This window comes from Micromonospora sp. WMMD754 (assembly GCF_049315235.1).
Taxonomy (GTDB): domain Bacteria; phylum Actinomycetota; class Actinomycetes; order Mycobacteriales; family Micromonosporaceae; genus Micromonospora; species Micromonospora sediminicola.
Window position 1 is genome coordinate 4,681,623 of the sequence record NZ_CP186058.1, and the last position, 22,038, is coordinate 4,703,660.

At 74.3% G+C, this 22,038-nt stretch carries 26 protein-coding genes; 7 read left to right on the forward strand and 19 right to left on the reverse strand.

Annotation, left to right across the window (positions count from 1 at the left end):
- Positions 1-16 precede the first annotated feature (16 nt).
- On the forward strand, positions 17-967 hold the full coding sequence (locus ACN27B_RS22565) for a LysR family transcriptional regulator (protein WP_422741471.1): 951 nt from the start codon (positions 17-19) through the stop codon (positions 965-967).
- On the opposite strand, the gene ACN27B_RS22570 is transcribed toward ACN27B_RS22565, so the two are convergent.
- Positions 942-1,901, reverse strand: coding sequence for an aminoglycoside phosphotransferase family protein (locus ACN27B_RS22570; RefSeq protein WP_422741472.1), 960 nt, complete (start codon positions 1,899-1,901; stop codon positions 942-944). The two genes, ACN27B_RS22565 and ACN27B_RS22570, sit on opposite strands and share 26 nt — an antisense overlap.
- A gap of 22 nt (positions 1,902-1,923) precedes the next feature.
- Between ACN27B_RS22570 and ACN27B_RS22575 the strand changes: the two genes are divergently transcribed.
- Positions 1,924-2,874, forward strand: a complete 951-nt coding sequence (locus tag ACN27B_RS22575; protein ID WP_422741473.1) for a hypothetical protein — start codon at positions 1,924-1,926, stop codon at positions 2,872-2,874.
- A gap of 17 nt (positions 2,875-2,891) precedes the next feature.
- Here the strand turns inward: ACN27B_RS22575 and ACN27B_RS22580 are convergent, their stop codons facing one another.
- Positions 2,892-3,665: a class I SAM-dependent methyltransferase gene (locus ACN27B_RS22580; RefSeq protein WP_422741474.1), complete on the reverse strand. Its 774-nt coding sequence runs from the start codon at positions 3,663-3,665 to the stop codon at positions 2,892-2,894.
- A gap of 41 nt (positions 3,666-3,706) precedes the next feature.
- Between ACN27B_RS22580 and ACN27B_RS22585 the strand changes: the two genes are divergently transcribed.
- Positions 3,707-4,345 (forward strand): class I SAM-dependent DNA methyltransferase, encoded by a 639-nt coding sequence (locus ACN27B_RS22585; RefSeq protein WP_099161357.1) that lies wholly within the window; start codon positions 3,707-3,709, stop codon positions 4,343-4,345.
- An 18-nt stretch (positions 4,346-4,363) separates the two neighbouring features.
- Positions 4,364-5,008 (forward strand): hypothetical protein, encoded by a 645-nt coding sequence (locus ACN27B_RS22590; protein ID WP_422741475.1) that lies wholly within the window; start codon positions 4,364-4,366, stop codon positions 5,006-5,008.
- 71 nt (positions 5,009-5,079) lie between these two features.
- Here the strand turns inward: ACN27B_RS22590 and ACN27B_RS22595 are convergent, their stop codons facing one another.
- From ACN27B_RS22595 to ACN27B_RS22605, 3 genes are all read right to left on the reverse strand, one after another.
- Positions 5,080-6,168, reverse strand: coding sequence for a winged helix DNA-binding domain-containing protein (locus ACN27B_RS22595; protein WP_422741476.1), 1,089 nt, complete (start codon positions 6,166-6,168; stop codon positions 5,080-5,082).
- Positions 6,169-6,230: 62 nt separating this feature from the next.
- Positions 6,231-6,419, reverse strand: a complete 189-nt coding sequence (locus ACN27B_RS22600) for a hypothetical protein (RefSeq protein WP_091576398.1) — start codon at positions 6,417-6,419, stop codon at positions 6,231-6,233.
- Between the two features lie 79 nt (positions 6,420-6,498).
- On the reverse strand, positions 6,499-7,059 hold the full coding sequence (locus ACN27B_RS22605) for a dihydrofolate reductase family protein (RefSeq protein ID WP_422741477.1): 561 nt from the start codon (positions 7,057-7,059) through the stop codon (positions 6,499-6,501).
- Positions 7,060-7,164: 105 nt separating this feature from the next.
- Here ACN27B_RS22605 and ACN27B_RS22610 point away from each other — a divergent pair, with 105 nt between their 5' ends.
- Together ACN27B_RS22610 and ACN27B_RS22615 are read left to right on the forward strand one after the other, a co-directional pair.
- On the forward strand, positions 7,165-8,136 hold the full coding sequence (locus ACN27B_RS22610; RefSeq protein WP_099161353.1) for an RNA polymerase subunit sigma-70: 972 nt from the start codon (positions 7,165-7,167) through the stop codon (positions 8,134-8,136).
- A 128-nt stretch (positions 8,137-8,264) separates the two neighbouring features.
- Positions 8,265-8,465, forward strand: coding sequence for a hypothetical protein (locus tag ACN27B_RS22615; RefSeq protein WP_099164619.1), 201 nt, complete (start codon positions 8,265-8,267; stop codon positions 8,463-8,465).
- Positions 8,466-8,491: 26 nt separating this feature from the next.
- Here the strand turns inward: ACN27B_RS22615 and ACN27B_RS22620 are convergent, their stop codons facing one another.
- From ACN27B_RS22620 to ACN27B_RS22660, 9 genes are all read right to left on the reverse strand, one after another.
- Positions 8,492-10,171, reverse strand: a complete 1,680-nt coding sequence (locus tag ACN27B_RS22620) for a long-chain-fatty-acid--CoA ligase (protein ID WP_099161352.1) — start codon at positions 10,169-10,171, stop codon at positions 8,492-8,494.
- A 96-nt stretch (positions 10,172-10,267) separates the two neighbouring features.
- Positions 10,268-10,447, reverse strand: a complete 180-nt coding sequence (locus tag ACN27B_RS22625) for a hypothetical protein (RefSeq protein ID WP_099161351.1) — start codon at positions 10,445-10,447, stop codon at positions 10,268-10,270.
- A 73-nt stretch (positions 10,448-10,520) separates the two neighbouring features.
- Complete coding sequence (locus ACN27B_RS22630) at positions 10,521-11,231, reverse strand: spermidine synthase (RefSeq protein ID WP_099161350.1); 711 nt, start codon at positions 11,229-11,231, stop codon at positions 10,521-10,523.
- 81 nt (positions 11,232-11,312) lie between these two features.
- Entirely contained in the window at positions 11,313-11,921 is a 609-nt protein-coding gene (locus tag ACN27B_RS22635; RefSeq protein ID WP_099161349.1) for a class I SAM-dependent methyltransferase, read from the reverse strand.
- A complete protein-coding gene (locus tag ACN27B_RS22640; protein WP_099161348.1) occupies positions 11,860-12,759 on the reverse strand; it encodes a sulfite exporter TauE/SafE family protein in 900 nt (299 codons plus the stop codon). Before ACN27B_RS22640 ends, ACN27B_RS22635 begins: the two co-directional genes overlap by 62 nt.
- Complete coding sequence (locus ACN27B_RS22645) at positions 12,756-13,343, reverse strand: rhodanese-like domain-containing protein (RefSeq protein WP_099161347.1); 588 nt, start codon at positions 13,341-13,343, stop codon at positions 12,756-12,758. The genes ACN27B_RS22640 and ACN27B_RS22645 overlap by 4 nt, the downstream gene beginning before the upstream one ends.
- Positions 13,344-13,415: 72 nt before the next feature.
- On the reverse strand, positions 13,416-14,816 hold the full coding sequence (locus tag ACN27B_RS22650) for an MBL fold metallo-hydrolase (protein ID WP_099161346.1): 1,401 nt from the start codon (positions 14,814-14,816) through the stop codon (positions 13,416-13,418).
- 131 nt (positions 14,817-14,947) lie between these two features.
- Positions 14,948-15,217: a metal-sensitive transcriptional regulator gene (locus ACN27B_RS22655; RefSeq protein ID WP_091064957.1), complete on the reverse strand. Its 270-nt coding sequence runs from the start codon at positions 15,215-15,217 to the stop codon at positions 14,948-14,950.
- Positions 15,218-15,738: 521 nt separating this feature from the next.
- Positions 15,739-16,011 (reverse strand): hypothetical protein, encoded by a 273-nt coding sequence (locus ACN27B_RS22660; protein ID WP_422741478.1) that lies wholly within the window; start codon positions 16,009-16,011, stop codon positions 15,739-15,741.
- A 67-nt stretch (positions 16,012-16,078) separates the two neighbouring features.
- Here ACN27B_RS22660 and eccB point away from each other — a divergent pair, with 67 nt between their 5' ends.
- The gene (gene eccB, locus ACN27B_RS22665) at positions 16,079-17,461 is read left to right on the forward strand and encodes a type VII secretion protein EccB (protein WP_099161345.1); all 1,383 of its coding nucleotides are present in this window, start codon (positions 16,079-16,081) and stop codon (positions 17,459-17,461) included.
- Between the two features lie 13 nt (positions 17,462-17,474).
- Here eccB and ACN27B_RS22670 read toward each other — a convergent pair whose 3' ends face one another.
- Genes ACN27B_RS22670 through ACN27B_RS22690 form a run of 5 tightly spaced genes read right to left on the reverse strand, consistent with a single transcriptional unit; the run spans position 17,475 to position 21,940 of the window.
- Complete coding sequence (locus ACN27B_RS22670; RefSeq protein ID WP_422741479.1) at positions 17,475-18,077, reverse strand: class I SAM-dependent methyltransferase; 603 nt, start codon at positions 18,075-18,077, stop codon at positions 17,475-17,477.
- A 23-nt stretch (positions 18,078-18,100) separates the two neighbouring features.
- Positions 18,101-18,703 (reverse strand): phosphatase PAP2 family protein, encoded by a 603-nt coding sequence (locus tag ACN27B_RS22675; RefSeq protein ID WP_355524710.1) that lies wholly within the window; start codon positions 18,701-18,703, stop codon positions 18,101-18,103.
- Positions 18,704-18,726: 23 nt separating this feature from the next.
- Complete coding sequence (locus ACN27B_RS22680; protein WP_099161342.1) at positions 18,727-19,593, reverse strand: carbohydrate ABC transporter permease; 867 nt, start codon at positions 19,591-19,593, stop codon at positions 18,727-18,729.
- Positions 19,593-20,552, reverse strand: coding sequence for a carbohydrate ABC transporter permease (locus ACN27B_RS22685; RefSeq protein ID WP_099161341.1), 960 nt, complete (start codon positions 20,550-20,552; stop codon positions 19,593-19,595). Before ACN27B_RS22685 ends, ACN27B_RS22680 begins: the two co-directional genes overlap by 1 nt.
- Entirely contained in the window at positions 20,549-21,940 is a 1,392-nt protein-coding gene (locus tag ACN27B_RS22690) for an ABC transporter substrate-binding protein (RefSeq protein WP_422741480.1), read from the reverse strand. Before ACN27B_RS22690 ends, ACN27B_RS22685 begins: the two co-directional genes overlap by 4 nt.
- Positions 21,941-22,038: the final 98 nt, after the last annotated feature.

The window sequence follows — 22,038 nt, forward strand, 5'->3', positions numbered from 1 at the left end:
GCCCTAGGGTGGGCCGGTGGACACCGAGGCAGTGCGATCGTTCGTCCGGGCGGCCGAACTCGGGCAGCTGCGCCACGCCGCCGACGAGCTGGGCGTCACCCCGCAGGCGGTCTCCAAGCGCGTCGCCGCCCTGGAACGCGACCTGAAAGTCCGCCTGTTCACCCGTACCGCCCGGGGGGTCGAGCTGACACTCGACGGCCGGGCGTTCCTCCCGTACGCCCGGGGCCTGGTGGTGAGCGCGGATCGCGCGGTCGCCGCGGTCCGGCCGGCGTCGCGGGCCCCGCGCGTGGACGTCCTCGGGCTGCGCAGCGCGCAGGCCGTGGTCCTGCACGACTACTGGCGGTCACATCCCGGCACCGACGTCGACGTGGTGACCCTCCGCGTCGACGACCCGCGCCAGGTCGCCGCCGCCGTGCAGGCCGGCGACATCGACGCCGCGTTCCGCACCGTCACCGACCCGGGCGCCCTGCCGCCCGACGTCCGGATGGTCCACGCGTTCGACTCCCCGCTGCAACTCCTCGTCGGCCCCCGGCACCCGCTCGCGTCCGCCCGGTCGGTGACCCCGTCGCAACTGCGCGGACACCTCATCCGGGTGCCCGGCATCGTGCCGCGCAGCGAGTGGTCGGAGTTCTACGACCAGCTCGTCACTGCGTTCGACCTGCGCGTCGACGCGACCGGCCCGAACTTCGGCGACGAGGTCCTCCTCGACGCCATCGCCGGCTCCGCCGACGTGGCCACGCTGGTCGGCGCACGCGACCGCTACGTCTGGCCGGCGCGCCACGACCTGCGTCGCATCCCGATCGTGGACCCGACGCCGGCGTACCCGATCTCGCTCCTGCTGCCCCGGACCAACCCGCACCCGGGGCTGCGGGCGATCCTCGACCACGTCGCGGCGCTGCCGCCGGTGCCCGAGCCGGCGTGGCGACCCGCCTGGCCCCGGCTCAGCCCGGCGGCGGGTCGGCGGTGATCCGCTCCAGCGTGCGCCGGCCCGTCCGGCTCATCACCGGGTTGGACTCCCGGTAGTACCAGACCAGCCCCATGGCCTGCTGGAACGCCCACGCCCGGCCGCGTTCCCACTCCAGGTCGTCGCAGCCGAGTCGCCGCCGCAGCGCCCGGCGCGGCCCGGCCTCCAGCAGGTGCCAGGCGCCGACCAGGTCGAGCGCCGGATCGGCCGGCCCCAGCCCGCCCACGTCGAGCACCCCGGCCAGCCGTCCGTCGGCGACCAGGACGTTGCCGGGGATCAGGTCGCCGTGGGTCATCCGGTCCGGCGTGTCACCCCGGGACAGCTCCCGCATCGCCGCCCAGAACCGCCGCAGCAGCGGCACGTCCAGCAACGATGCGCTCTGCCGGAAGCAGGTCTCCATCCACTCGTCGTGCGCGGGCAGGTCACCGCCCCGGCCCGGGCCGTCGAACGTGCGCCCCCGGGTGTCGATGGCCCGGACGCCGTCGACGAACTCGGCCAGGTCGTCGGCGAAGGCGTACGAGTCACCCGGGTCCCGGTCGGTTGCCACGACGCCGGGCAACCAGGTCTGGACCGACCAGGGCAGCGGATAGCCGGCGCCGGGCGCGCCGAGCGCGACCGGCTCCGGGGTGGGGAAGCGGGTACGCCCCAGCAGTTCCTGGGCGGCGTCCGCCTCGCGTTCCAGCCAGCGCCGCGTGACCTCGGGCTCCTGCGGTTGCAGCGGGAGCCGGACGGTGAGGCGATCACCCAGGCGGAAGACGGCGTTGACCGTGCCCTCCGAGGCCAGCGGACGGACGGGCAGGTCCCGCCACGCGGGGAACTGCGCGTCGACCAGCCCACGCACGGTGGCAGGGGTGACGGTGAGCTGTCCCTCGTGCATCGGCATGCCGGGCAGCCTCGCCGTCGCGGCGAACGCCCGCAACAGGATTGTCCGTCGCACCCGCTCTCTATGATCGTCGACCGTGACCCGCACCACGCCGCCGCGACCTGTCGACGTCGCGGCGCTCTTCCCCGAACTGGCCGCCCACTCGACCACGGCCACCCGGCTGCACCCCCGTCCGGGCCGCCCGACGGTCGCCGACAGTTCGGTCGGCGGGCCGCTGCTCTGGCCGGCGCACGAGGCGTGGCCGGTCTGCGACGACGGCGAGGCGCACTACGTCTTCCGGCTCCGGACCCCGGCGTCGGTGCACCGTGACCGGGCGATCCTCGCCACCGACGAGGTGACCGACGACCAGCGGGCGCAGCTGTCGCCCCCGGGCTTCTCCGAGCCCCACCACCTGGTCGACCGACCGATACCGATGGTCCCGGTGGCCCAACTGCACCGCCGGGACGTCCCCGACTTCGTCGGGCCCGACGGCACCGACGTGATGCAGGTCCTGTGGTGCCCGCTGGACCACCCCGAGCTGGGCCACAACCCGAGGGTACGGCTGTACTGGCGGCGCGCCGACGACGTGACCGAGCCCCTGGCGGCCGCCCCCGAACCACCAGTGGTCAGCGCCTCCTACCTGCCCACGCCCTGCGTGCTGCATCCGGAGCGGATCCGCGAGTACCAGTACGGCGGGCTGCTACCCGAGGACCTGGACGCCCGGATCAGGGACTGGGAGGACGAGGACGAGGACACCTACCAGACGGACCTGTCGCTGGCCCCGGGCTGGAAGGTCGGCGGCTTCGCGAACTGGTCCCTGACCGACCCCCACCCGGTGGACTGCGCCGAGTGCGGCACCCCGATGACGCTGCTGTTCACCGCCGACTCCTCCGAGTGGTACGGGACGGACGGCAGTTGGCGGCCGGTGGAGGACCTGCCCGGAGCGTCGGCCCGACCCACGGAGGTGACGATCGGGCGGGGCTACGCCCTCTACGTCTTCCGCTGCCCGACGTCCTTCGACCACCCGCCCGCCACCGCCATGCAGTGACCGTCCGCCGGGACGGGTCAGGACGCGGCGTCCGGCCGCCGGCGGGCGAGGTGGACGGTGACGTCGGTGGTGACCTCGACCGTGTCGGGCAGCACCTCCCGGATCCGCCGGAAGACCTGCTCCCGCCGGTCCGCCGGCAGTTCGAGGTAGGCCGAGACGGTCGACAGCACACCGACGTAGTCGTCCGCGCTCATCGTGACCCGGCGCGCGATCTCGGACTGCCGGACGTCGGTGAACCACTCGTGGCGTCGCAGCTCGGTGCCCGGCCACCGCATGGCGTGCGTCTCCGGCGTCCCGTCCGGGGAGGGGATCTCGTCGCTGTCGAGGAACGGCGCCCGGGCCCGCCGCACCGACTCCGCCACCGCCGGGTCGCCCAGGCGCAGCGGCCCACCGAACGAGGCGAACACGCCGCCGGGCGTCAGGAGCGCGGCCACCCGGTCCCACCGGCCCTCGGGGCGCGTCCAGTGCAGCGCCGCCGCCGCGTAGACCAGGTCGTAGGTCTCGTCCGTCGGCAGCTCCTCGAACGCGGCCCGCACGGTCCGCACCTCGGCCGGCACGTGTGCGCGCAGCTCGGCCAGCATGGCGGCGTCCGGGTCGGTCGCGGTGACCGTGAGGCCCGCCCGGGCGAACAGCCGCGTCGCCTTGCCCGTCCCGGCCCCGATCTCCAGCGCCGTCCGCAGCGGTCGGTCCGCGTACGCCAGCACCAGGTCGGCGAGGGCCGGCGGATATCCGGGGCGGAACCGCTCGTACGCCCGCGCCGCCGCCCCGAAGCTCAGTGCGCGCTCGGACATGCCGAGCATCCTCACACGAGCCCGGTCTATCGTGTGCCGACATGGGCGCTGCCAGCTGGATCGACGACACCCGCACCTCCTACGACACGGTGGCGACCAGCTACGCCGACCTGCTGCGCGACGCCCTCGCCGGGGAACCGTTCCAGCGCGGAATCCTCGGGCTGTTCGCCGAACTGGTGCGCGCGCAGGGGAGCGGGCCGGTCGCCGACATGGGCTGCGGACCGGGCCGGATCACCGCCCACCTGCACGGCCTCGGCCTGGACGCGTTCGGCGTCGACCTGTCACCCGCGATGATCGAGGTCGCCCGGCGGGACCACCCGAATCTGCGCTTCGAGGTGGGCTCGATGACCCGACTCGACCTCGCCGACGCGTCGCTGACCGGTCTGCTCGCCTGGTTCTCGCTGATCCACGTGCCGGACGAGGACGTGCCCGGGGTGCTCGCCGGGTTCCACCGGGCGCTGCGGCCCGGCGGGGTCGTCCTGCTCGGCTTCTTCGCCGGCGAGGGCAGCCGGCTCAAGACCCAGGGGTACGGCGGACACCCGATGCGCGTCCACGTGCACCGCCGCCCGCCGCAGCGGATCGCGGCCTGGCTGGACGCCGCCGGTTTCACCGTCGACGCCGAGATGACCCACCGTCCCGCCCCGGATGTCGAGGGCGGGTTCGTGTTCGCGCACCGGTGAGGGCGGTAGCGTGCCGTGGTGCTCGACTACTACCAGCTCCTGGCTCCGGCTGACGGCGTACCGCTCGGACTGCTGGTCGAGGAGTTCGAGCTGGCCGGCGACCTGTCCGCGACGCGGCTGCGCAGCGCCGGCTGGACGCCGTCCGACGGCGGCTGGTGGAGTTCCCGCGCCTTCGCCCGCGCGCTGCGCGTCCGGCCGGACGTCCGCGCCCGGGTCCGCGCGGTGACCCGCTCCGACGCCGAGGACACGTACGCCCGGCTCGGCGGCGGGGCGCTGCCGGACGAGGACACGCTGCGCGACCGGTTCCACGACGACCTCCCGCTGGCGGTCGCGGAGCCGTTGCGGCTGGGCGCCGGCCCGGCCGTGCACCGGGTGCTGTTCGCCGGCGACCTCGACTCCGGACGGCTGGCCGGCCTGGTGGCGTCGCTCCCGGCCGACGGGAGCGCCGAGCCCGGGCCGGCCGGGCCCGGCGTGGTCGCCACCGGGCGGGCAGCCGACGCCGCCCGTTGGGAGGTGCGGCGCGTCGGCGGCGGGGTGGCGTGGTGCGTCGACGTGACGGCCGGCCGGGGGAGCGGCGCGCACCTGCGGACGCTGCTGGGGGCGGTCACCACCGTGGGACGCCGGCACGGCCTGATCCCGACGACGATCGAGCGCCTCGGCTGAGCGTCCCGTCCGCGCGGTGCAGCGCGGGTCTCGCCCGAACCACACGTCGCCGCGGCGTTCCTGACCGCCGGTCAGCCGCCGAAGTCCACGCCGGCGAGCGACACCGACCGGTGGGCCGCCAGGCGTTCGGCCTGCTCGACGACGGCGCGGCGCCGGCTCTCGGACAGCTTCTGCCAGGGCTCGACGGACACCCGGAACGTGCGGCCGGACTTGCGGGGACGCCAGGTGCCGACCAGCTCGCCGTCGACCAGGACGGCGCCGGGGCGGCCCAGCACCGGCCACAACTCCTTGGCCCGCGCCGCGTCCGGCGCCACTGTCGCCCGGTCCTTGGCCTGGAGGAACAGGTCGAACGGCCCGAGCAGGCGGGTCGCGGTCACGTCGGCCGAGGTCAGCGCCGCCTCGTCGGCGGCCAGGAGCCACCGCTTCTCACCGTCGACGGTCACCTCGACCGCGTCCTGCGGCCAGCGTGCCTTCACGTCCTTGACCGGGGCGTCGAGGTAGTCGGCAACGTGCTTGGGCGTGGCCGGCCCCAGCAACCGAAGGTAGGCGCGGACGAGGTCGAACCGCCCGCCCGGGTCGCGGGGTGTGAGGTCGGGGATGCGTTGCAGGACCGGCGGCGACGTGTCCAGCCGCAGCTCCAGCCCGGCCCGGACGGCGGCCAACCGGAACGGCATCTCATAGAGGTGCGTCGTGTCGCACGGGCGGCAGAACCGCAGGTAGGGCTCGGGCAGCAGCTCGGCCAGCCGGCCGGAGACCTCGCCCTTGACGGTCGGCGCGGTGACGACCTCCCGCATCCGCGCGGCCACCTCGTCGAGCGCGGCCAGGTTGCCGATGCCGGCCGCCTTCAGCGGCTTGGACGCGTCGTAGATGCGCTTGCCCGCGTCGGCGTCCGAGAACGGCTCGACCGCCGTCGCCACCGCGCCGACGTCGGCACGGCGGTAGAGGTGGGGAGCACCGCGCACGGTCCAGAGAAGGACCAGATCGTCGGCTGACAGGGCGGTCACGTCGACCCCGCGCAGGGCCAGCGCCCACCGGCCGCCGTCGGGGCCGGTGTCCTGTACGCCGAGGTCGAGCACGGCGGTGTCGGCGAGCGCGCCCCGCTCCCGCTCGAGCTGCTGGGCACGGACGCGGAAACTCATCACCTGACGCCGGTCGACCACCGGTCCAGCCTAGGCGGCGACACCGACACTTTCCGCGCGTCGCGGCCGGTGCGCTGCCGCCGTCAGCGCGCGTCGCGCGGCACGGATGCCGGGCGGGCCGCCCGGCCGCCGTCACCCGACCGCTTGAGCAGGAACACCCCGCCCGCGAGGAACACGGCGCTGAGCACGATGCCGACGAGGTTGCCGTCGGCGAGGCTGGAGAAGGCGCCGAGGATGCCCAGGATGACGGCCACCCCACCGACGAGCCGCATGACGTAACGGCCGACCGAACGACCCCGCGAATCCACCATGGACGTTCGCCTACCCGTCGCTTCACCACCGTAAACGCCGTCACCGGGCGCGTCGCAGCACCGTCAGCACGGTCGGGCCGACCGGCTCGACCAGCGTGAACCGGAAGTCGCCGGGGGTGCCGGTGGCGAACAGCCGCTCGCCCGCCCCGGCGACGGTCGGGAAGGTGATGAGCCGGTACTCGTCCACCAGGTTGGCCCGGGCCAGTGCGTGCACCAGGCTCAGGCTGCCGATCACCACGACGTCCCGCCGCGTGCGCTCCTCGCCGGCCCAGGCCACCGCGTCGCCGGTGATCGCCGCCGAGTTCGACCACGCGGTCACGTCGACGCCGGCCCGGGTCGCCACCCGCTTGGGCGTCGCGTTCATCAGCCGGGCCCAGTCGCCGTCGCGGCCCGGCCAGAGGCGCGCGAAGTGCTCCCAGGTCCGCCGCCCGTAGAGCTGGACCCCGTGGTCCATCCGCTCCCCGAGACGGAACTTGTCGTCGCTGACCGGGCCCGGCCCGTAGCGGAACGCCCAGCCGCCGTGGTCGGTCCCCGCGCGCCCGTCGGGGTCGGAGACCACGCCGTCCAGCGTGGCGAACTGAATGACGATCACGTCGCCCATGGTGGGCTCCCTCCGGAGGTGGCGGCGCCGGTTCGGCCGCCCTCACCCCCCACATACCGGTGCGGCGGGCAGAACTCATCGCGGCCCGCGCGTACCCTCGCCCGGGTGGTCGGGGAGACGACGCAGGACCGCAACCGGTACGAGGCCTTTCGCGGCGACCTGCTGGCGCACTGCTACCGGATGCTCGGCTCGGTCGAGGAGGCCGAAGACCTGGTGCAGGAGACGCTGCTCCGGGCCTGGCGGGCGGCCGACCGGTACGACCCGCAGCGGGCATCCGTGCGTACCTGGCTGCACCGGATCGCCACCAACGCGTGTCTGAGCGCGCTCGACGGCCGGTCCCGGCGGCCCTTGCCGAGCGGTCTGGGCCTGCCCGGGGACGACCCGCAGGCCCCGCTGACGCCGAGCCGGCACGTGTCCTGGCTGCAACCGTTCCCGGACATCCGGCTCGGTGACCCGGCGGACGCCGCCGAGCAGCGGGCCGGCCTGCGGCTGGCGCTGGTCGCCGCGCTCCAACTCCTGCCGGCCCGGCAACGTGCGGTGCTGCTGCTGCGCGAGGTGCTGCAACTGCCCGCCGCAGAGGTGGCGCGGGCCCTGGGCAGCAGCGTCGCCGCGGTGAACAGCAGCCTGCAACGGGCCCGGGCGGGCATCCGGGCGGCCGGGCCGGTGCTGGAGGACCTGCGCGAGCCGACCGACCCCGACGAGCAGGCCGTGGTCGAGCGCTACCTGGCCGCGTTCGAGGCGGCCGACGTGCCCGGCCTGACCCGGCTGCTCGCCGACGACGTGGTGCTGGAGATGCCCCCGGTCGCGCTCTGGCTGCGCGGGCGGGCGCACTACCGGGCGTTCATGGAGCGGGTCTTCGCCATGCGCGGCACAGGCTGGCGGCTGCGGCCCGTCCAGGCCAACGGAAGCCCGGCCCTGGCGGCGTATGCCCCGCACGCCGACGGGCTGCGGGCGCACTCGCTCCAGGTGCTCGACGCGCGGGGCGGCCGGGTCCGACACTGCGTGACGTTCGCCGACCCGGCCGTGTTCGACCTGTTCGGCCTCCCACGCATGCTGGAGCCGGCCGCCGGCTCATGACAATTGTCGAGGCCGACCGCGTATCGCCGGCCCTGCCCGCGCTGCGGCCGCCGCCTGGCGTCGGCGTGCCGAGCGCCGTCTGCCGCCGGGGTGGTACGCCACCGGCGGTGCTCGGGCAGGATGGTGGCGTGGACGCCTGGGAGACGATCGACGAGCACATCGTGCAGCAGCGGATCATTCTCGCCGTGCGGGCGATCCGGGAGGCCGAGCACTGCGGTATCCCGCAGGCTCTCGACCTCTACCACGAGCGGTACGCCCACCTACGCCGGACCAGAGCGAACGACTTCACGGTGCCGGAGGAACGGTACTGGGACGGCGTGTACACCTGACCGCCGTTCGCGGGGAGCGCGCCGGGTCAGCCGTCGGTGAGGAGTTGGTCGCGGACCTCGCGGCGCAGGATCTTGCCGATCTGCGAGCGGGGCAGGTCCTCCACCACCACGACCCGGCGGGGCACCTTGTAGCCGGCCAGGTGGGTGCGGCAGGCGGTCCGGATCGCCTCCGGAGTGCCACCCACGGAGGCGTCGAGCACCACCGCCGCGACGACCTCCTCGCCGTCGGCGGTGGGCAGGCCCACGGCGGCGGCCTCGCGGACGCCGGGGATGCGGCGCAACGCCTCCTCCACCTCGGACGGGTAGACGTTGAAGCCGCCGGTGATGATCAATTCCTTGATCCGGTCGACCACGGTGACGAAGCCGTCGGCGTCCATGGTGACGATGTCGCCGGTGCGCAACCACCCGCCGGGCAGCAGCACCTTCGCCGTCTCCTCGGGCCGGTTCCAGTAGCCGGCGAACACCTGCGGACCCCGGACCAGCAGCTCCCCGGCCTCGCCGGGGGCGCGGTCGCGGGCCGGGTCCTCGGGGTCGACGATGCGGACGTCGGTGGAGGGGAACGGCACCCCGACCGTGCCCGGCCGACGGGTCGGCGCGACCGGGTTGCCGAGCGTGATCGGGGAGGTCTCGGTCATCCCGTATCCCTCGACCAGCAGGCCGCCGGTCACCTGCTCCCACAGGTCCACAGTGGCCGGTGGCAGCGCCATCGCGCCGGAGATGGCGTACCGGATCGAGGTGAGGTCGACGCCACGCTCGCGGGCGGCGGTGGCCAGCCGCGCGTAGACCGGCGGCACGGCGGGCAGGAACGTCGGCGGGCGTCGGCGGGCCGCGTCGAGCACCTGGTCGGCGTCGAAGCGGGGGAACAGCACGAGTGTCGCCCCGATGCCGACGGCGAAGGTGAGGCAGAGCGTCAGGCCGTAGGCGTGGAACAGCGGCAGCACCGCGTAGACGGTCTCCGCGCCGTCGCGCAGGCCGGGCACCCAGGCCCGCCCCTGGGCGGCGTTGGCGCGCAGGTTGCGGTGGGTCAGCACGGCGCCCTTGGGCACGCCGGTGGTTCCGCCGGTGTACTGGAGCAGCGCCACGTCGCCGGCCTCCGGGCCGGGGTGCGCGGGCGGCAGCGGCCCGGCGGCGGCGACCAGCTCCGACCAGGCCGCCGCGCCGGGCGCGGGGGCGGTCATCGCCGCGCGGGCGGCGCGGACCTTGGGCAGCGGCAGCCGCAGCGCCCACCGCTTGAGCCGGGGCAGCGCCGAGGTCAGGTCGACCGCGACGACGGTACGCACGGCACCCCGTCCCGCCACCAGCGGCGCGACCTTGTCCCAGACGACGGCCACCCGGGCGCCGTGGTCGGTGAGTTGCCGGTCCAGCTCGTCGGCGGTGTAGAGCGGGTTGTGCTCGACGACCACCGCGCCCAGGCGCAGCACCGCGTAGAAGGCGACCACGTGCTGCGGGCAGTTCGGCAGCACCAGGGCGACCCGGTCACCGGGGCCGACGCCGAGCCGGCGCAGCGCCTCGGCGGCGCGGGCGACCTGGTCGGCCAGTTCGGTGAAGGTGGTGGTGGCGCCGTAGAAGTCCAGCGCCACCCGGGGCCCGAAGCGACGGGCCGCGTCGGTGAGCAGGTCGACCAGCGAGCCGTCCGGCTCCGGGACCTCGGCCGGCACGCCCGGCGCGTAGCTGCGGGTCCAGGGTCGCCGGTCGGTCGCGTCCATCGCCGTCTCTCCTCGCTGCGCGGATGACCGGCCCAGCCTAACTTAACCAGCCGGTAACCTACGCTGACGTAGGTTGCCGGGTTGGTCACACCGGCCTCAACGGCGGCTCGTCGAGTGGTGACTCACCACCCGCCGGGTCTTCACGATCGCGAAGATGATGACCGCGGCGAGCGCGATCACGCCGATGATGACGAGCCACCGGACCGCCTCCAGCAGCAGCCCGAGCAGGATGAGCACACCGGCGACCACGCCGACCACCCAGAGCAACGCGCGCATGTTCCAGCCTCCCGTCGTACGGTGGGCCGTGCGCTTTCCCGCTGCGCGGGCGGCCATGCCGCCGCGCCCGGGATCACCGCCGGGCGACGTAGACGGTGTTCGCCGCCTCCCGGCCCTGCAACGGGTTGGGGAACCGGACGACGTGCGCCACCGAGGTCGGGAACACCTCGGTCAGGGTGCGCTGGAACGCCGGGTCGGGCGGGTCGTTCGACCAGAGCGCGAAGACGCCCTCCGGGTGCAGCAGCGCGGCCAGCCGGCGCAGCCCCTCGGTCGTGTAGAACGGCGCGTGGCTGGGGTGCAGCACCTGGCGGGGGGAGTGGTCCACGTCCAGCAGCACGGCGTGGAAGCGCCGCCCGGGCTCGTCCGGGTCGAGGCCGCCGCCGGCGACCGCGGCGAAGAAGTCCGCCCGGACGAACCGGGTACGCGGGTCCGCGGCCAGACCGGCGGCGAACGGCAGCAGGTCCCGGCGGTGCCAGTCGATCACGTCCTCGATCGCCTCGACCACCAGCATCGAGCGCACCCGCGGGTCCTCCAGCGCGGTACGCGCGGTGTAGCCGAGGCCGAGCCCGCCGACCACCACGTCGAGCGCCTCGCCGGTGAGCGGGGCCAGCCCCAGCCGGGCCAGCTCGATCTCGGCGACCGGGAACGCGCTGGACATGAGGTACTCGTCGTCGAGCTTGACCTCGTACACCTCGGCGTCCAGCGCCGGGTCACGGCGCCGGCGCAGACTGATCGCCCCGATCGGCGTCTCCCGCCAGGCCAGTTCCTCGAAGCGCGCGCCCACCCGGTGTCCTCTCCGCCGTTCCGTCACCGGATGTTACCGGTCGACCCGGGCCCGGCCCGCGGGAACGACCGCTGCGGCGCCTCAGTCGGCGGGACGGGTCGCCACCACCACGGTGTCCAACGCGTCCACGCTGCCGCCGTCGCTGGTCGGCACCGGCCGACGGGCCGTCTCGGCGCGCTGGATGCGCAGCCCGGCCAGCCCGTCGACCACCGCCTCCGGGGTGAGCAGCACGCTCGCGTCCTGGGGGCCACCGGTGCCGCCGGAGAGGTTGGCCAGGTCGTGGCCGACCACCACGAGCGTGCCGCCGGGGCGCAGCGCCGACCGCGCGGCGCCGAGCACGCGCGCGAAGTCGGCGGCGGGCAGGTGCAGGTAGCTGATCAGCACCAGGTCGTAGCTGTTCGGCACCGGCCGGTACGCGGTCACGTCGGCGACCCGCCAGTCGACCGAGACGCCCCGCGCGGCGGCCAGCTCGCGCCCGCGGTCGATGGCCACGGTCGAGAAGTCCACCGCGTTGACCCGCCAGCCCTGACCGGCCAGCCAGACCGCGTTGCGCCCCTCGCCGGCGGCGACGTCCAGCGCCGCGCCGGGTGTCAGACCGGCGACCGCCTCGACCACGAACCGGTTGGGCTCAGCGCTCCACACCAGTCCGGACGCGTTGGCGTAGCGGTCGTCCCAGGCGCTGCTGTCCACTGTGTCCCCTCCTTCGGCGGCCCCACACCACCACGGTGACCGTACCGGCAGCGGCAAGCGCTCCCGCCGCGAGTCCCCACGCCGGGGGAAGCTGCTGCGCCAGGACGAAGACGCCCATCACCACGACGAACCAGCCGAACGACTTGCGCAGCACGTCGGCCGGGATCCGGCCGGCGAGCCGTCCACCGAGAAGGCTGCCGACGATCGCGGCGGCGGTGACGGCGGCGGCCAGACCCCAGTCGATCTGCACACTGGAGAGGTAGCCGGCCAGGCCGGCGAAGGACTTCATCGCGATGACCACCAGCGACGTGCCGACCGCGACCGGCATCGGCAGGCCGCCGAGCAGGGCCAGGGCGGGCACCACCAGGAAGCCGCCGCCGGCGCCGACCAGGCCGGTGACCAGACCGACCACCACACCGTCGAGGACCACCCGCAGCACCGGCAGCTCGTGCGGCGTCGGCCGCCCCTCGGCGGAGCGCCGACCGCGGATCATCGCCGCCGCCGTGGCGAGCATCATCAGCGCGAACGCGGTGAGCAGGACGCTCGCCGGGATGAACTCGGCCAGCCGACCGCCGGCGTACGCGCCGGTCATGCCGGCCAGACCGAAGATCAGCCCGGTGCGCCAGCGCACCCGGTGGGCGCGGGCGTGCGGCAGCACACCGACCGCGCTGGTTGCCCCCACGACGAGCAGCGAGGTGGCGATGGCCTCCTTGGGCGGCAGGTCGGCGACGTAGACCAGCAGCGGCACGGCGAGGATCGACCCGCCGCCGCCGAGGAGACCGAGGCTCACCCCGATCAGCACCGCGCCCGCCACGGTCAGCACCAGCGCGGCGCTCACGACCGCCGCCCGGCGTCGCTCAGCTGACCGACGACGCTGTCCAGGTCGCAGCTGGCGCCCCGGTTGTACGGCAGCTTGCTGAGCAGCATGCCCATCGCGCAGGTGTTCGAGACGGCCGCGAAGGTCAGGCCCGCGCCGATGAAGCCGGCGACCCACTTGAGGCCCGGTACGAAGACCGAGGCGACGACGCTGGCCAGCACGATCGAACCGGCGACGAGGCGGACCTGGCGCTCCAGGTCCCAGCGCGGCCGGCCCTGGTTGACCGGGGCGTTCGCGGCCTGCCAGGCCAGCATGCCGCCGTCGAGGACCTTGAGGTTGGGCAGGCCGACGGTGGCGAGCGCCTGTTCCGCCTGGGTGGCGCGGGCGCCGGACCGGCAGATCAGCACCACGTCCTCGTCCAGGTGGTTGCGCAGTTCCTCGCGGTGCTCCTTGAGCAGGTCCAACGGCACGTTGTAGGCGCCGGGGACGTGCGCGGCCTCGAATTCGCCGGGGGTGCGGACGTCCAGCAGCCGGGGCGCGCGCCCGGCGGCGATCAGCTCGCGCAGGGTGACCGCGTCGACGGTCGAGGGGGTCGTGGTGGTCATGTTCTTCTCCTTCGTGGGCAGGGGTCATCGCCGGCCGACGCGAGCGCGCCGGCCGGGTGCGGGTGGGGAGGGTCAGGTGGTGGGCGCCATCCGGACGCCGGCCGCCTCGGCCTGGCCGAACATGTCGTCGATCAGCACGACGTCGCGGCCGGAGTTGGCCAGCAGGGAGGCGGCGGCGGTGGCCCGGTAGCCGGAGCCGCAGTGCACCCAGACCGTGCCGGCGGGCACGTCGGCGAGCCGCGTCGGCAGGTCGGGCAGCGGGACGTGCACCGCCCCGTCGACGTGCCCGGCCTTCCACTCGTTGGTCATCCGGACGTCGAGGACGACCTGCGGGGCGGGCAGGCCGGCCGGGGCGTTCCCGGCCTGCGCGGCGGCCAGCGCGCCGAAGTCGGCCACGGCCAGCTCGCGCAGCTCCGACCGGTCGGTGGCCCACCGCTCGGGCTCGCCGGTGGCCTGCGCGGCCGGCCGGTCGATGCCGATGCGGACCAGCTCCCGCTGGGCGTCGGCGACCTGGTCCGGCGTCTCGGCCAGGAGAGTGATCGGCACGCCCCAGTCGATCAGCCAGCCGAGCCAGGTCGACATCGGCCCGTCCAGGCCGAGGCTGACGGTGCCGGCCAGGTGCGAGGCCGCGTACGCCTTGCGGTGTCGCAGGTCGACCACCCACTCGCCGGCGGCGATCCGGCGGCGCAGCTCGTCGGCGTCGGCGCGGGCGACCGGGGTGAGGTCGACCGGCGCCGGCCCGGCGGCGTTGGCCACGCCCATGTGGGCGTAGTACGCCGGGTAGGCGTCCAGGCCGGCGAGCGTCTCGGTGACGAACCGGTCGGCGGCCAGCCGCAGCACCGGGTTGGCCTCCTTCTCCCGGCCGATGGTCGACTCCGGGGCGTCGGCCTGGCTGGCCGAGCAGAAGCTGCCGAAGCCGTGCGTCGGCCACACCTGCGCACCGTCGGGCAGCAGGTCGGCCAGCTTGCGGGCGGAGGCGTGCTGGTGGTGGGCCAGCTCGTGCGCGTGCTGCTGGCCGAGCAGGTCGGTACGCCCGGTGGTGCCGAACAGCAGCGACCCGCCGGTGAACACGCCGACCGGGGTCCAGCCGCCGTCGCCGGCCTCGTCGAGCGCGTACGAGAGGTGGTGGAAGGTGTGGCCGGGCGTGCCGACCACCCGCAGCCGCAGGGCGTCGGACACCGGCACCTCGTCGCCGTCGGCCACCGGCATCCGGTCGAAGCCGACCTCGTCGGCGGCGGCCACCAGGTAGTGGGCGCCGGTGATCCGGGCCAGCTCCAACCCGCCGGACACGTAGTCGTTGTGGATGTGGGTCTCCACCACGTGGGTGATCCGCACCCCCTTGGCTCCGGCCAGGTGCAGGACGCGGTCGATGTCCCGCTGCGGGTCGACCACGATCGCCACCCGGCCGTCCGAGGCCAGGTAGCTGCGGTCGCCGAGCGAGGACGTGGCGATGACGGACACCTCGACAGTCACGTGCCGTTCTCCTCTCGTTGTCACCCATACCCCCGGGGGTATGCGTGGGGCAGACTCCGGCCCGGGTCTCCGGGCACGGGGTTACCCGCCCGGGCCGCGATCACGCGGCCCGGTGCGGGCGTCTTTCGGCGCTAGGCCAGGGAGAGGAAGAGCTTCTCCAGCTCCTCCTCGGTCATCTCCGGCTCCTCGCCCGCCTGGCGGGCGGTGCCGCAGTGGCGCATGCCGGAAGCGATGATCTTGAAGCCGGCGCGGTCGATCGCCTTGGACACCGCGGCGAGCTGGGTCAGCGCCGCGCGGCAGTCCTCGCCGTTCTCCATCATCTCGATCACGGCGTTGAGCTGCCCCCGGGCCCGCTTGAGTCGGGTCAGCGCGTCGCCGGTCATCTCGGGTCGAAGCTTCACGTCACCACCTCCTGTCCTCGACTATACCCCAGGGGGTACCAGGGCTGCCACCTTCCCGCGCCACGCGACCCCCGTCTGCTGCGTCGCGCCGCTGTTGATCGTGTGGCCACCACCCGTCACTCGGCCACCGGGACACCGTGGGCGCCTCACGCCGCAGGAGGCGCCCGCCACGTTCCGCCCGCCGCCCGCCGCCCGTGTGGCGCCCCGCGCCGCTCCCGTTCCCGCGCCGCGTCGATCTTGGAGTTGTGGCGCCTGTTTTGTAACGATTCACGTGGTCTGTCGGGTGCCACAACTCCAAGATCGACGGAACGGGTGCGGCAAGGTCGCGGTGTCGGGGCTGCGCCTGGACGACGCGGATGGGGAAGGGGGTTTCGCCCGGCGGGCCCCACCCCGTGAGGGGAACACCATGGGTGTCTCGCGGCCCGGGAAACACCCACCATGTTCCACTCGTCGGCCTTCAACCTCGTCGGTGGAACATCATGGGTGTGTCCGGGTCTCCGCCGAGCACGCCGGCAGACAACTCAGTCAATGGCACCGGGGGCGCTCACACCGCGCGCCCGCCCACCCGGCCCGCCGTTCGGGCCCACCTTCAGCGCTGTCCCGGGCCGCCGCACTCCAGTGGCTGGGTCCGGGTGGGCCCGATCCCGCCACTTCGGCGAGGTTGCGCCGGCCAGCCGGGCCAGCCGGGCCAGCCGGGCCAGCCGGGCCAGCCGGGCCAGCCGGGCCAGCCGGGCCAGCCGGGCCGGCCGGACCAAGCCGGGCCGGCCGGGCGGCGCGCGGCGGCTGGGGGACACGCAGGGTCGCCGGGGGATCGACGCAGCGCTTATCCTGTGCGCCGACGATCCCGGCGGAGGGGAATCGATGGCGTCGCGGCAGGACCAGCTGCACTCGTACCAGTTCGCCGTCCAGCGGGCGGTCGCCGCGCTGGTCATGCGGGAGACCGACCCGGCGCGGTCGCCGTTTCGCCGGTTGGCCGGCGCCGGGCTGGCCAGTGTGCTGGTGGCGGCGATCGCGCTCGGCGGGGTGGCGCTCTACGGCCTGTTCACCGGCGGGGGCAGCGCCTGGCGGGACACCGCGGCGGTGATCGTGGAGAAGGAGTCCGGCGCCCGGTTCGTCTACCGGGAGGAGAAGCTGCACCCGGTCCTCAACTACGCCTCGGCCCTGCTGATCATCGGGGCGGAGCGGCCGAAGACCGTGCTGGTCACCCGCCGGGCCATCGAGGGGGTGCCGCGCGGCCTGCCGCTCGGCATCGCCGACGCCCCGGACTCGCTGCCCGCCGCCGGCCGGCTGGTCCGTGACGGCTGGACGCTCTGCTCGTCGGTGACCGTCGAGGCGGGGCGGGCCGAGGCCCGCTCGACGTTGCTGATCGGCCGGGACGCCCCCGGTGGGCGGCCGCTCGGCGACCAGGGTCTGCTCGTCCGCCACCCGGACGGCGGCCTGCACCTGATCTGGCACGACCGGCGCTACCTGCTGCGGGACACCGACCGGGTGCTGGCCGCGCTGGCCGCCACGCGGGAACGGGCCGTTCCGGTCGCGGCGCCGCTGCTCAACACCGTACCGGCCGGCGCCGACCTGGTCCCGCCCCCGGTGGGCGACCTGGGCGCCCCGTCCGAGGGGGTCGACGGCGCCGAGGTGGGCGACGTCTACCTGGTCCGCAACTCCGGCGGCGGCCGGCAGTACGCGGTGGCCGGGCGCGGCGGACTGGCCGGCATCACCGAGTTGCAGGCCGCGCTGCTGCTGGCCCGCACCGGCCAGGGCGAGCCGGAGCCGATCACGTTGGGCCGGTTCGCCGCGCTGCCCAAACTGCCCGACCTGGTGCCCACCGGTCCGGCCGCGCCGCCCGCCGTGCCGCCCCGGCTGGCCATGTCCGAGGGCGGCGCGCTCTGCGCCCGGGCCGGCGACGACACCGGCGTACGCGAGATGCGCCTCGGCGCCACCGCGCCGGACCCGGCCGCCGCCGCGCGGACCGCCGGTGGCCGCAACGGGCTCGCCGACCAGGTCGTGGTGGAACCGGGACGCGGCGCGCTGGTGGAGGCGGCGGCCGCGCCGGGCGCGACCGGCGGCACGGTCTGCGTGGTGACCGACCTGGGCCGGCGGTACGCGCTGACCGGCGCCGACGTGCCGGGCATGCTCGGCTATGCCGGGGTGCGCCCGGTGCGGCTGCCGGCGAGCCTGGTCGACCTGCTGCCGGCGGGCAGCCCGCTGGACCCGGAGGCGGCCCGCGCGGTGGCCACGCCGGCGTGACCGGTCCCGCGACTCAGGCGGGGCGGCGCAACACGGTCACCGCGAACTCGGCGTCGTCGCGCCAGGGACGCAGGTCCCAGGTGGCGAAGCGGTGTTCCAGGCGCAGCCCGGCGGCCACCGCGTCGGCGTCCAGGTCGGCGACCGGGTAACCCCGGTCGGTGCCGAACCCGACCACCACCACGCCGTCCGGGCGCACGTGGGCGGCGATCCGGGCCAGCACGGCGGGCTCGGTGCCGGGGGCGACGAACGTCATCACGTTGCCGGCGACCACGGCCGCGTCGAACGGCTCGGGTTCGCCCTGCCCGGGCAGGTCCAGCTCGGCCAGGTCGGCGACCAGGAAGCGGGGGCCGGGGTGGTCGGCGCGGGCCGCCTCGACCAGCGTCGGGTCGGCGTCCACCCCGACGAGGGTGTGTCCCCGGGCGGCCAGCGCGGCGGCGACCCGGCCGGTGCCGCAGCCGGCGTCGAGGATCCGCGACCCCGGCGGCACGAGCGCGTCCACCATCCGGGCCTCACCGGCCAGGTCCGCCCCCTCGGCGGCGAGGCGGCGGAACCGGTCGACGTACCACTGCGAGTGGCCGGGCTTGGTGTCGGTCACCCAGCGGGTCGGCTTGGCCATGACCTCACGGTAACTGATCTTGTTCAGGTCAGCGCGAGGAACACCCCGGCGGCCAGTGGCGCGCCGAGCGCGGTGCCGGCCAGGACCTGCGGCCAGGTGTGGTCGCGCAGCCGCACCCGGGACCAGCCGACGGCCGCCACCAGTGGCCAGCCGAGCTGCGCCACCGGCCCGAACAGCAGCGCCAGCACGGCCACCGTGGCGCCGGCCACCGCGGCGTGGATGCTCAGCTTCCACCAGTGGTTGACCAGCGTGCACGCCGCGCCGACCACGAAGATGACCACGATCACCGCGAAGAGTTCGGCCGGCGCGCGCAGCGCCGCCAGCAGGAGCAGCCCGACCGCCACCGAGGCCAGGCCGAGGGACAGCGGACGGGCCCGCTGCCGGTGGTCGCCGACGTGCCGATCGGTGAGCCGGCCCCGGCGGACGCCGTGCAGGATCACGCCGACCGGGACGACCGCGCAGAACAGCAGCGCGGTGCCGCCCCAGAGCAGCAGGTGCGCGGGGGAGCGGCTGACCCGGGCGGCGGCGACCAGCGGCAGCGCGGTGACCAGGACGCCCGGTGCGAGCACCTCGGTGAGCAGCCGGGCCAGCCGCGCGCCGGCCGGACGCTCCCGTGGTGATCGCACCGGGTCATCCTGGCATGCCGCGGTCAGCCCTTCTCCGCCCCGCTGGTGAGTCCCTCGGTGAGCAGCCGCTCGCCGGCGAAGAACAGCACCACGATCGGCAGGGTGAGGATGACCGAGCCGGCCATCAGTACGGTCTTGGGCACCTCGACGCCGTCGGCGAGCAGGGACAGCCCGAGCGAGACGGTCCACCGGTCCGGCCGGTCGACCAGGAACAGCAGCGCGAACAGGAACTCGTTCCAGGCGATCATGAAGTCGTACAGGGCGACCGCCATCACCGACGGCGCGGCGAGCGGCAAGCTGACCCGGCGGATGATGCCGAGCCGGCCGGCGCCGTCGATCGCCGCGGACTCCTCCAGGCTGACCGGGATGGTCTCGAAGTAGTTCTTGAGCATGTAGACCGACACCGGCAGGGTCTGTGAGATGTAGACCAGCACCAGCCCGAACAGCGATCCGCGCAGCCCGGCCCGACTGAAGACCACGAACAGCGGGATCGCGATGACGATGGACGGGAACAGGTAGACCGCCAGGAACAGCGCGCTGACCTGCCGCCGGCCGAAGAACCGCAGCCGGGAGACCGCGTACGCGCCGGGGATGGCCACGATCAGGGTGAGCGCGGTGGCGGCCAGCGCCACCAGCCCGCTGTTGCGGATGAAGGTGAGGAACCCCTGGCCGCCGCTCTCGACGGACCGCAGCACCTCCGCGTATGTGGCGACGGTCAGCTCGCCGAACGGCACCCAGAGCGAGCCGGGGTCGAGCAGCAGGCGTTCGATCGGGCGTACCGAGAGCACGAGCATGTACCAGAACGGCAGCAGGGTGACCACCAGGAAGCCGGCGATCACCAGCCGGCGCAGCCAGCGCAGGCTGATCGTCTCGATCCGGTCGCGATCCATCACGCCTCCCGTTTCGCGCCGAAGAAGCGCAGGTAGATGGCCACGAAAACGAGCAGCACCACGGCCAGCACGACCGCCTGGGCGGCGGCCGCGCCGATGTCGGTGCGGGCGGTGAGGAACTGGTAGACCCGGACGCTGACCACCTCGGTGCCGGCCGAGCCGCCGGTGAGCAGGTAGACGTCGTCGAACTTGTTGAACGTCATGATGAACCGCAGCACGCCGATCAGCGCGATCACCGGCATCAGCTGCGGCAGCAGGATGTGCCGGAACCGCTGGGTCGGTGTCGCCCCGTCGACCCGGGCGGCCTCCTCCAGCTCGCCCGGTACGGCCTGGAGCCGGGCCAGCAGGAACAGGAACGCGAACGGGAAGTAGCGCCACGCTTCGAACGCGATCACGGTCCACAGCGCGGTGGACTCCTGGGACAGGAACGGCACCGGCTGGTCCCAGCCGAGGAACCGCCGGCCCCAGTCGTTGACGATGCCGAGCTGCGGGTCGAGCATCACCTGCCAGACGAACGTCATGGCGACCACCGGCGCCACGTACGGCAGCAGCATCGACGCACGCACCAGCGTGCGACCGCGGAACGGCCCGCGGACGGCCAGCGCCGCCACCAGGCCGACCACGATCGACCCGACGGTGCCGCCGACGCTGTAGAGCACCGTGGTCCAGAGCGTGTCGGCGAATCCGGGCGTGTGCAGCACCCGGTCGATGTTGTCCAGCGTGAACTCGCCGAAGAGACCGGTCTTGCGCAGCGTCGCCAGGCGTACCCGTTGGAAGGCCAGCACCACGGTCCAGACGATCGGGATGCCGATCACCGCGAGGACGACGAGCAGTGTCGGCGCGACCAGCGCGAGCCCGGCGCGGGACTCGCGGCGGCGCAGGGTCAGCGGCCGGCGGCCGGGTCGGCGAGGCCGCTCCGGGGTGGGGGAGCGGCCGGCCTCCGGCGCGGTCGTGGTCAATTGACACCCTTGGCGATGGCGTCCACGTCCTTCTTGGCCCGGTCCGCCGCGCCCCGGGCGTCGGACTTGCCGCCGACCACGTCGGCGAGCGCCTTGGGCACCGGCAGCTCACCGAGGATGGCGCCGACCAGCTTGCCCTGGCCCTGGGTCAGGCCCCAGCGCTGGAACTCCTCCGTGCTCTCCCGCAGGGTGGCGAGCACGTCGTCGCTGTAGATGTCGGAGAGCGGCTTCTTGGTGTCCACGCCGGCCGGGCTGGTGTTCCAGGCGGTGCGGAACTTCTGCTTGTCCTCCTGGGTGCCGGTCCGCACCGGGAAGCGCCCCTCCGGGGACATGCCGAACCAGCGCGGGTAGCCGTCGGAGAGCATGTACTCCACGAAGGACTTCGCCGGGTCGGCGGCGCCGTCGAGCACCGCCCAGGAGCTGACCTCGCCGTACTGGGCCGGTTCGGTGCCGTTCGGGCCCTTGATCGCGGTGACGAATCCGCTGTTCTTCGCCAGCCAGGCCGGGTCGGACTGGCACTGCGGGCAGGTGGGCCGGGCGTCGTTGCGCAGGCCGGCCAGCTCGTCCAGGATGAACGGCGACCAGATCAGCATGGCCGCCTTGCCGGCGAAGTAGGTGGCCCGGGTGGTGTCGACGTCCTGGGCGCCCTTGACCGAGTTGTTCCGCATCAGGTCGCCGTAGAAGCGGAACGCCTCCACGCACTCCGGCGAGTCCAGCGTGACCTTCCCGGCGTCGTCGGTGAGCTGGCAGCCGTTGGCCAGCGCGAGGTGCTCGAAGGTCTGCTGGGTGAACACGTCGCCGGGGGCGGTGGCCGCGGTGATGCCGGCGACGCCGCCGGTGTTCAGCTTCGCCGCCGCGGCGGCGATCTTCTCGTACGTGTCGGGGGCCGGCAGGCCGGCGGCGTCGAACAGGTCCTTGCGGTAGACCAGCAGCTGACCCCACCCGTCGCTGGGCACGGCGAGCTGCCGGCCGTCGTCGCTGGTCAGTTCCAGCGCGCGGGGGGAGAAGGTGTCCCGGCCGAGGGCGTCGACGACGGCGCCGTTGGCGTCGGGCTCCAGCAGCTCGTTGCCGGCGAGGGTCCGTACGCCGGCGAGCGAGACCGAGCCGACCACGTCGGGCAGGTCGCCGGCGGCGGCGCTGGACGCGATCAGGGACGGGAACTGGTCCTCGTTGACGGTGACAAGGTTGACCTTGACGCCGGTCTTGGCGGTGTAGTCGGCGATGATCGCCTTGGTGGCGTTGACCCGGTCCGCCACGTCCTCCAGGCTCCACACGGTGATCTGGGAACTGTCGGATTTCTGCCCGTCGTCGCTGCAGGCGGTCGCGCCGGTCCCGGCCAGTGCCAGGATCAGGCTCGAAGCGAGCAGCCGTGTTGAGGGTGATGACATCGGTGGCACTCCTCTCGAAAGAGCACGGCGTGGCATCAATACCCACCGATTCATCGATCTAATCACATATGCCCATTTTTTCGGTTAGAATCGAGGCC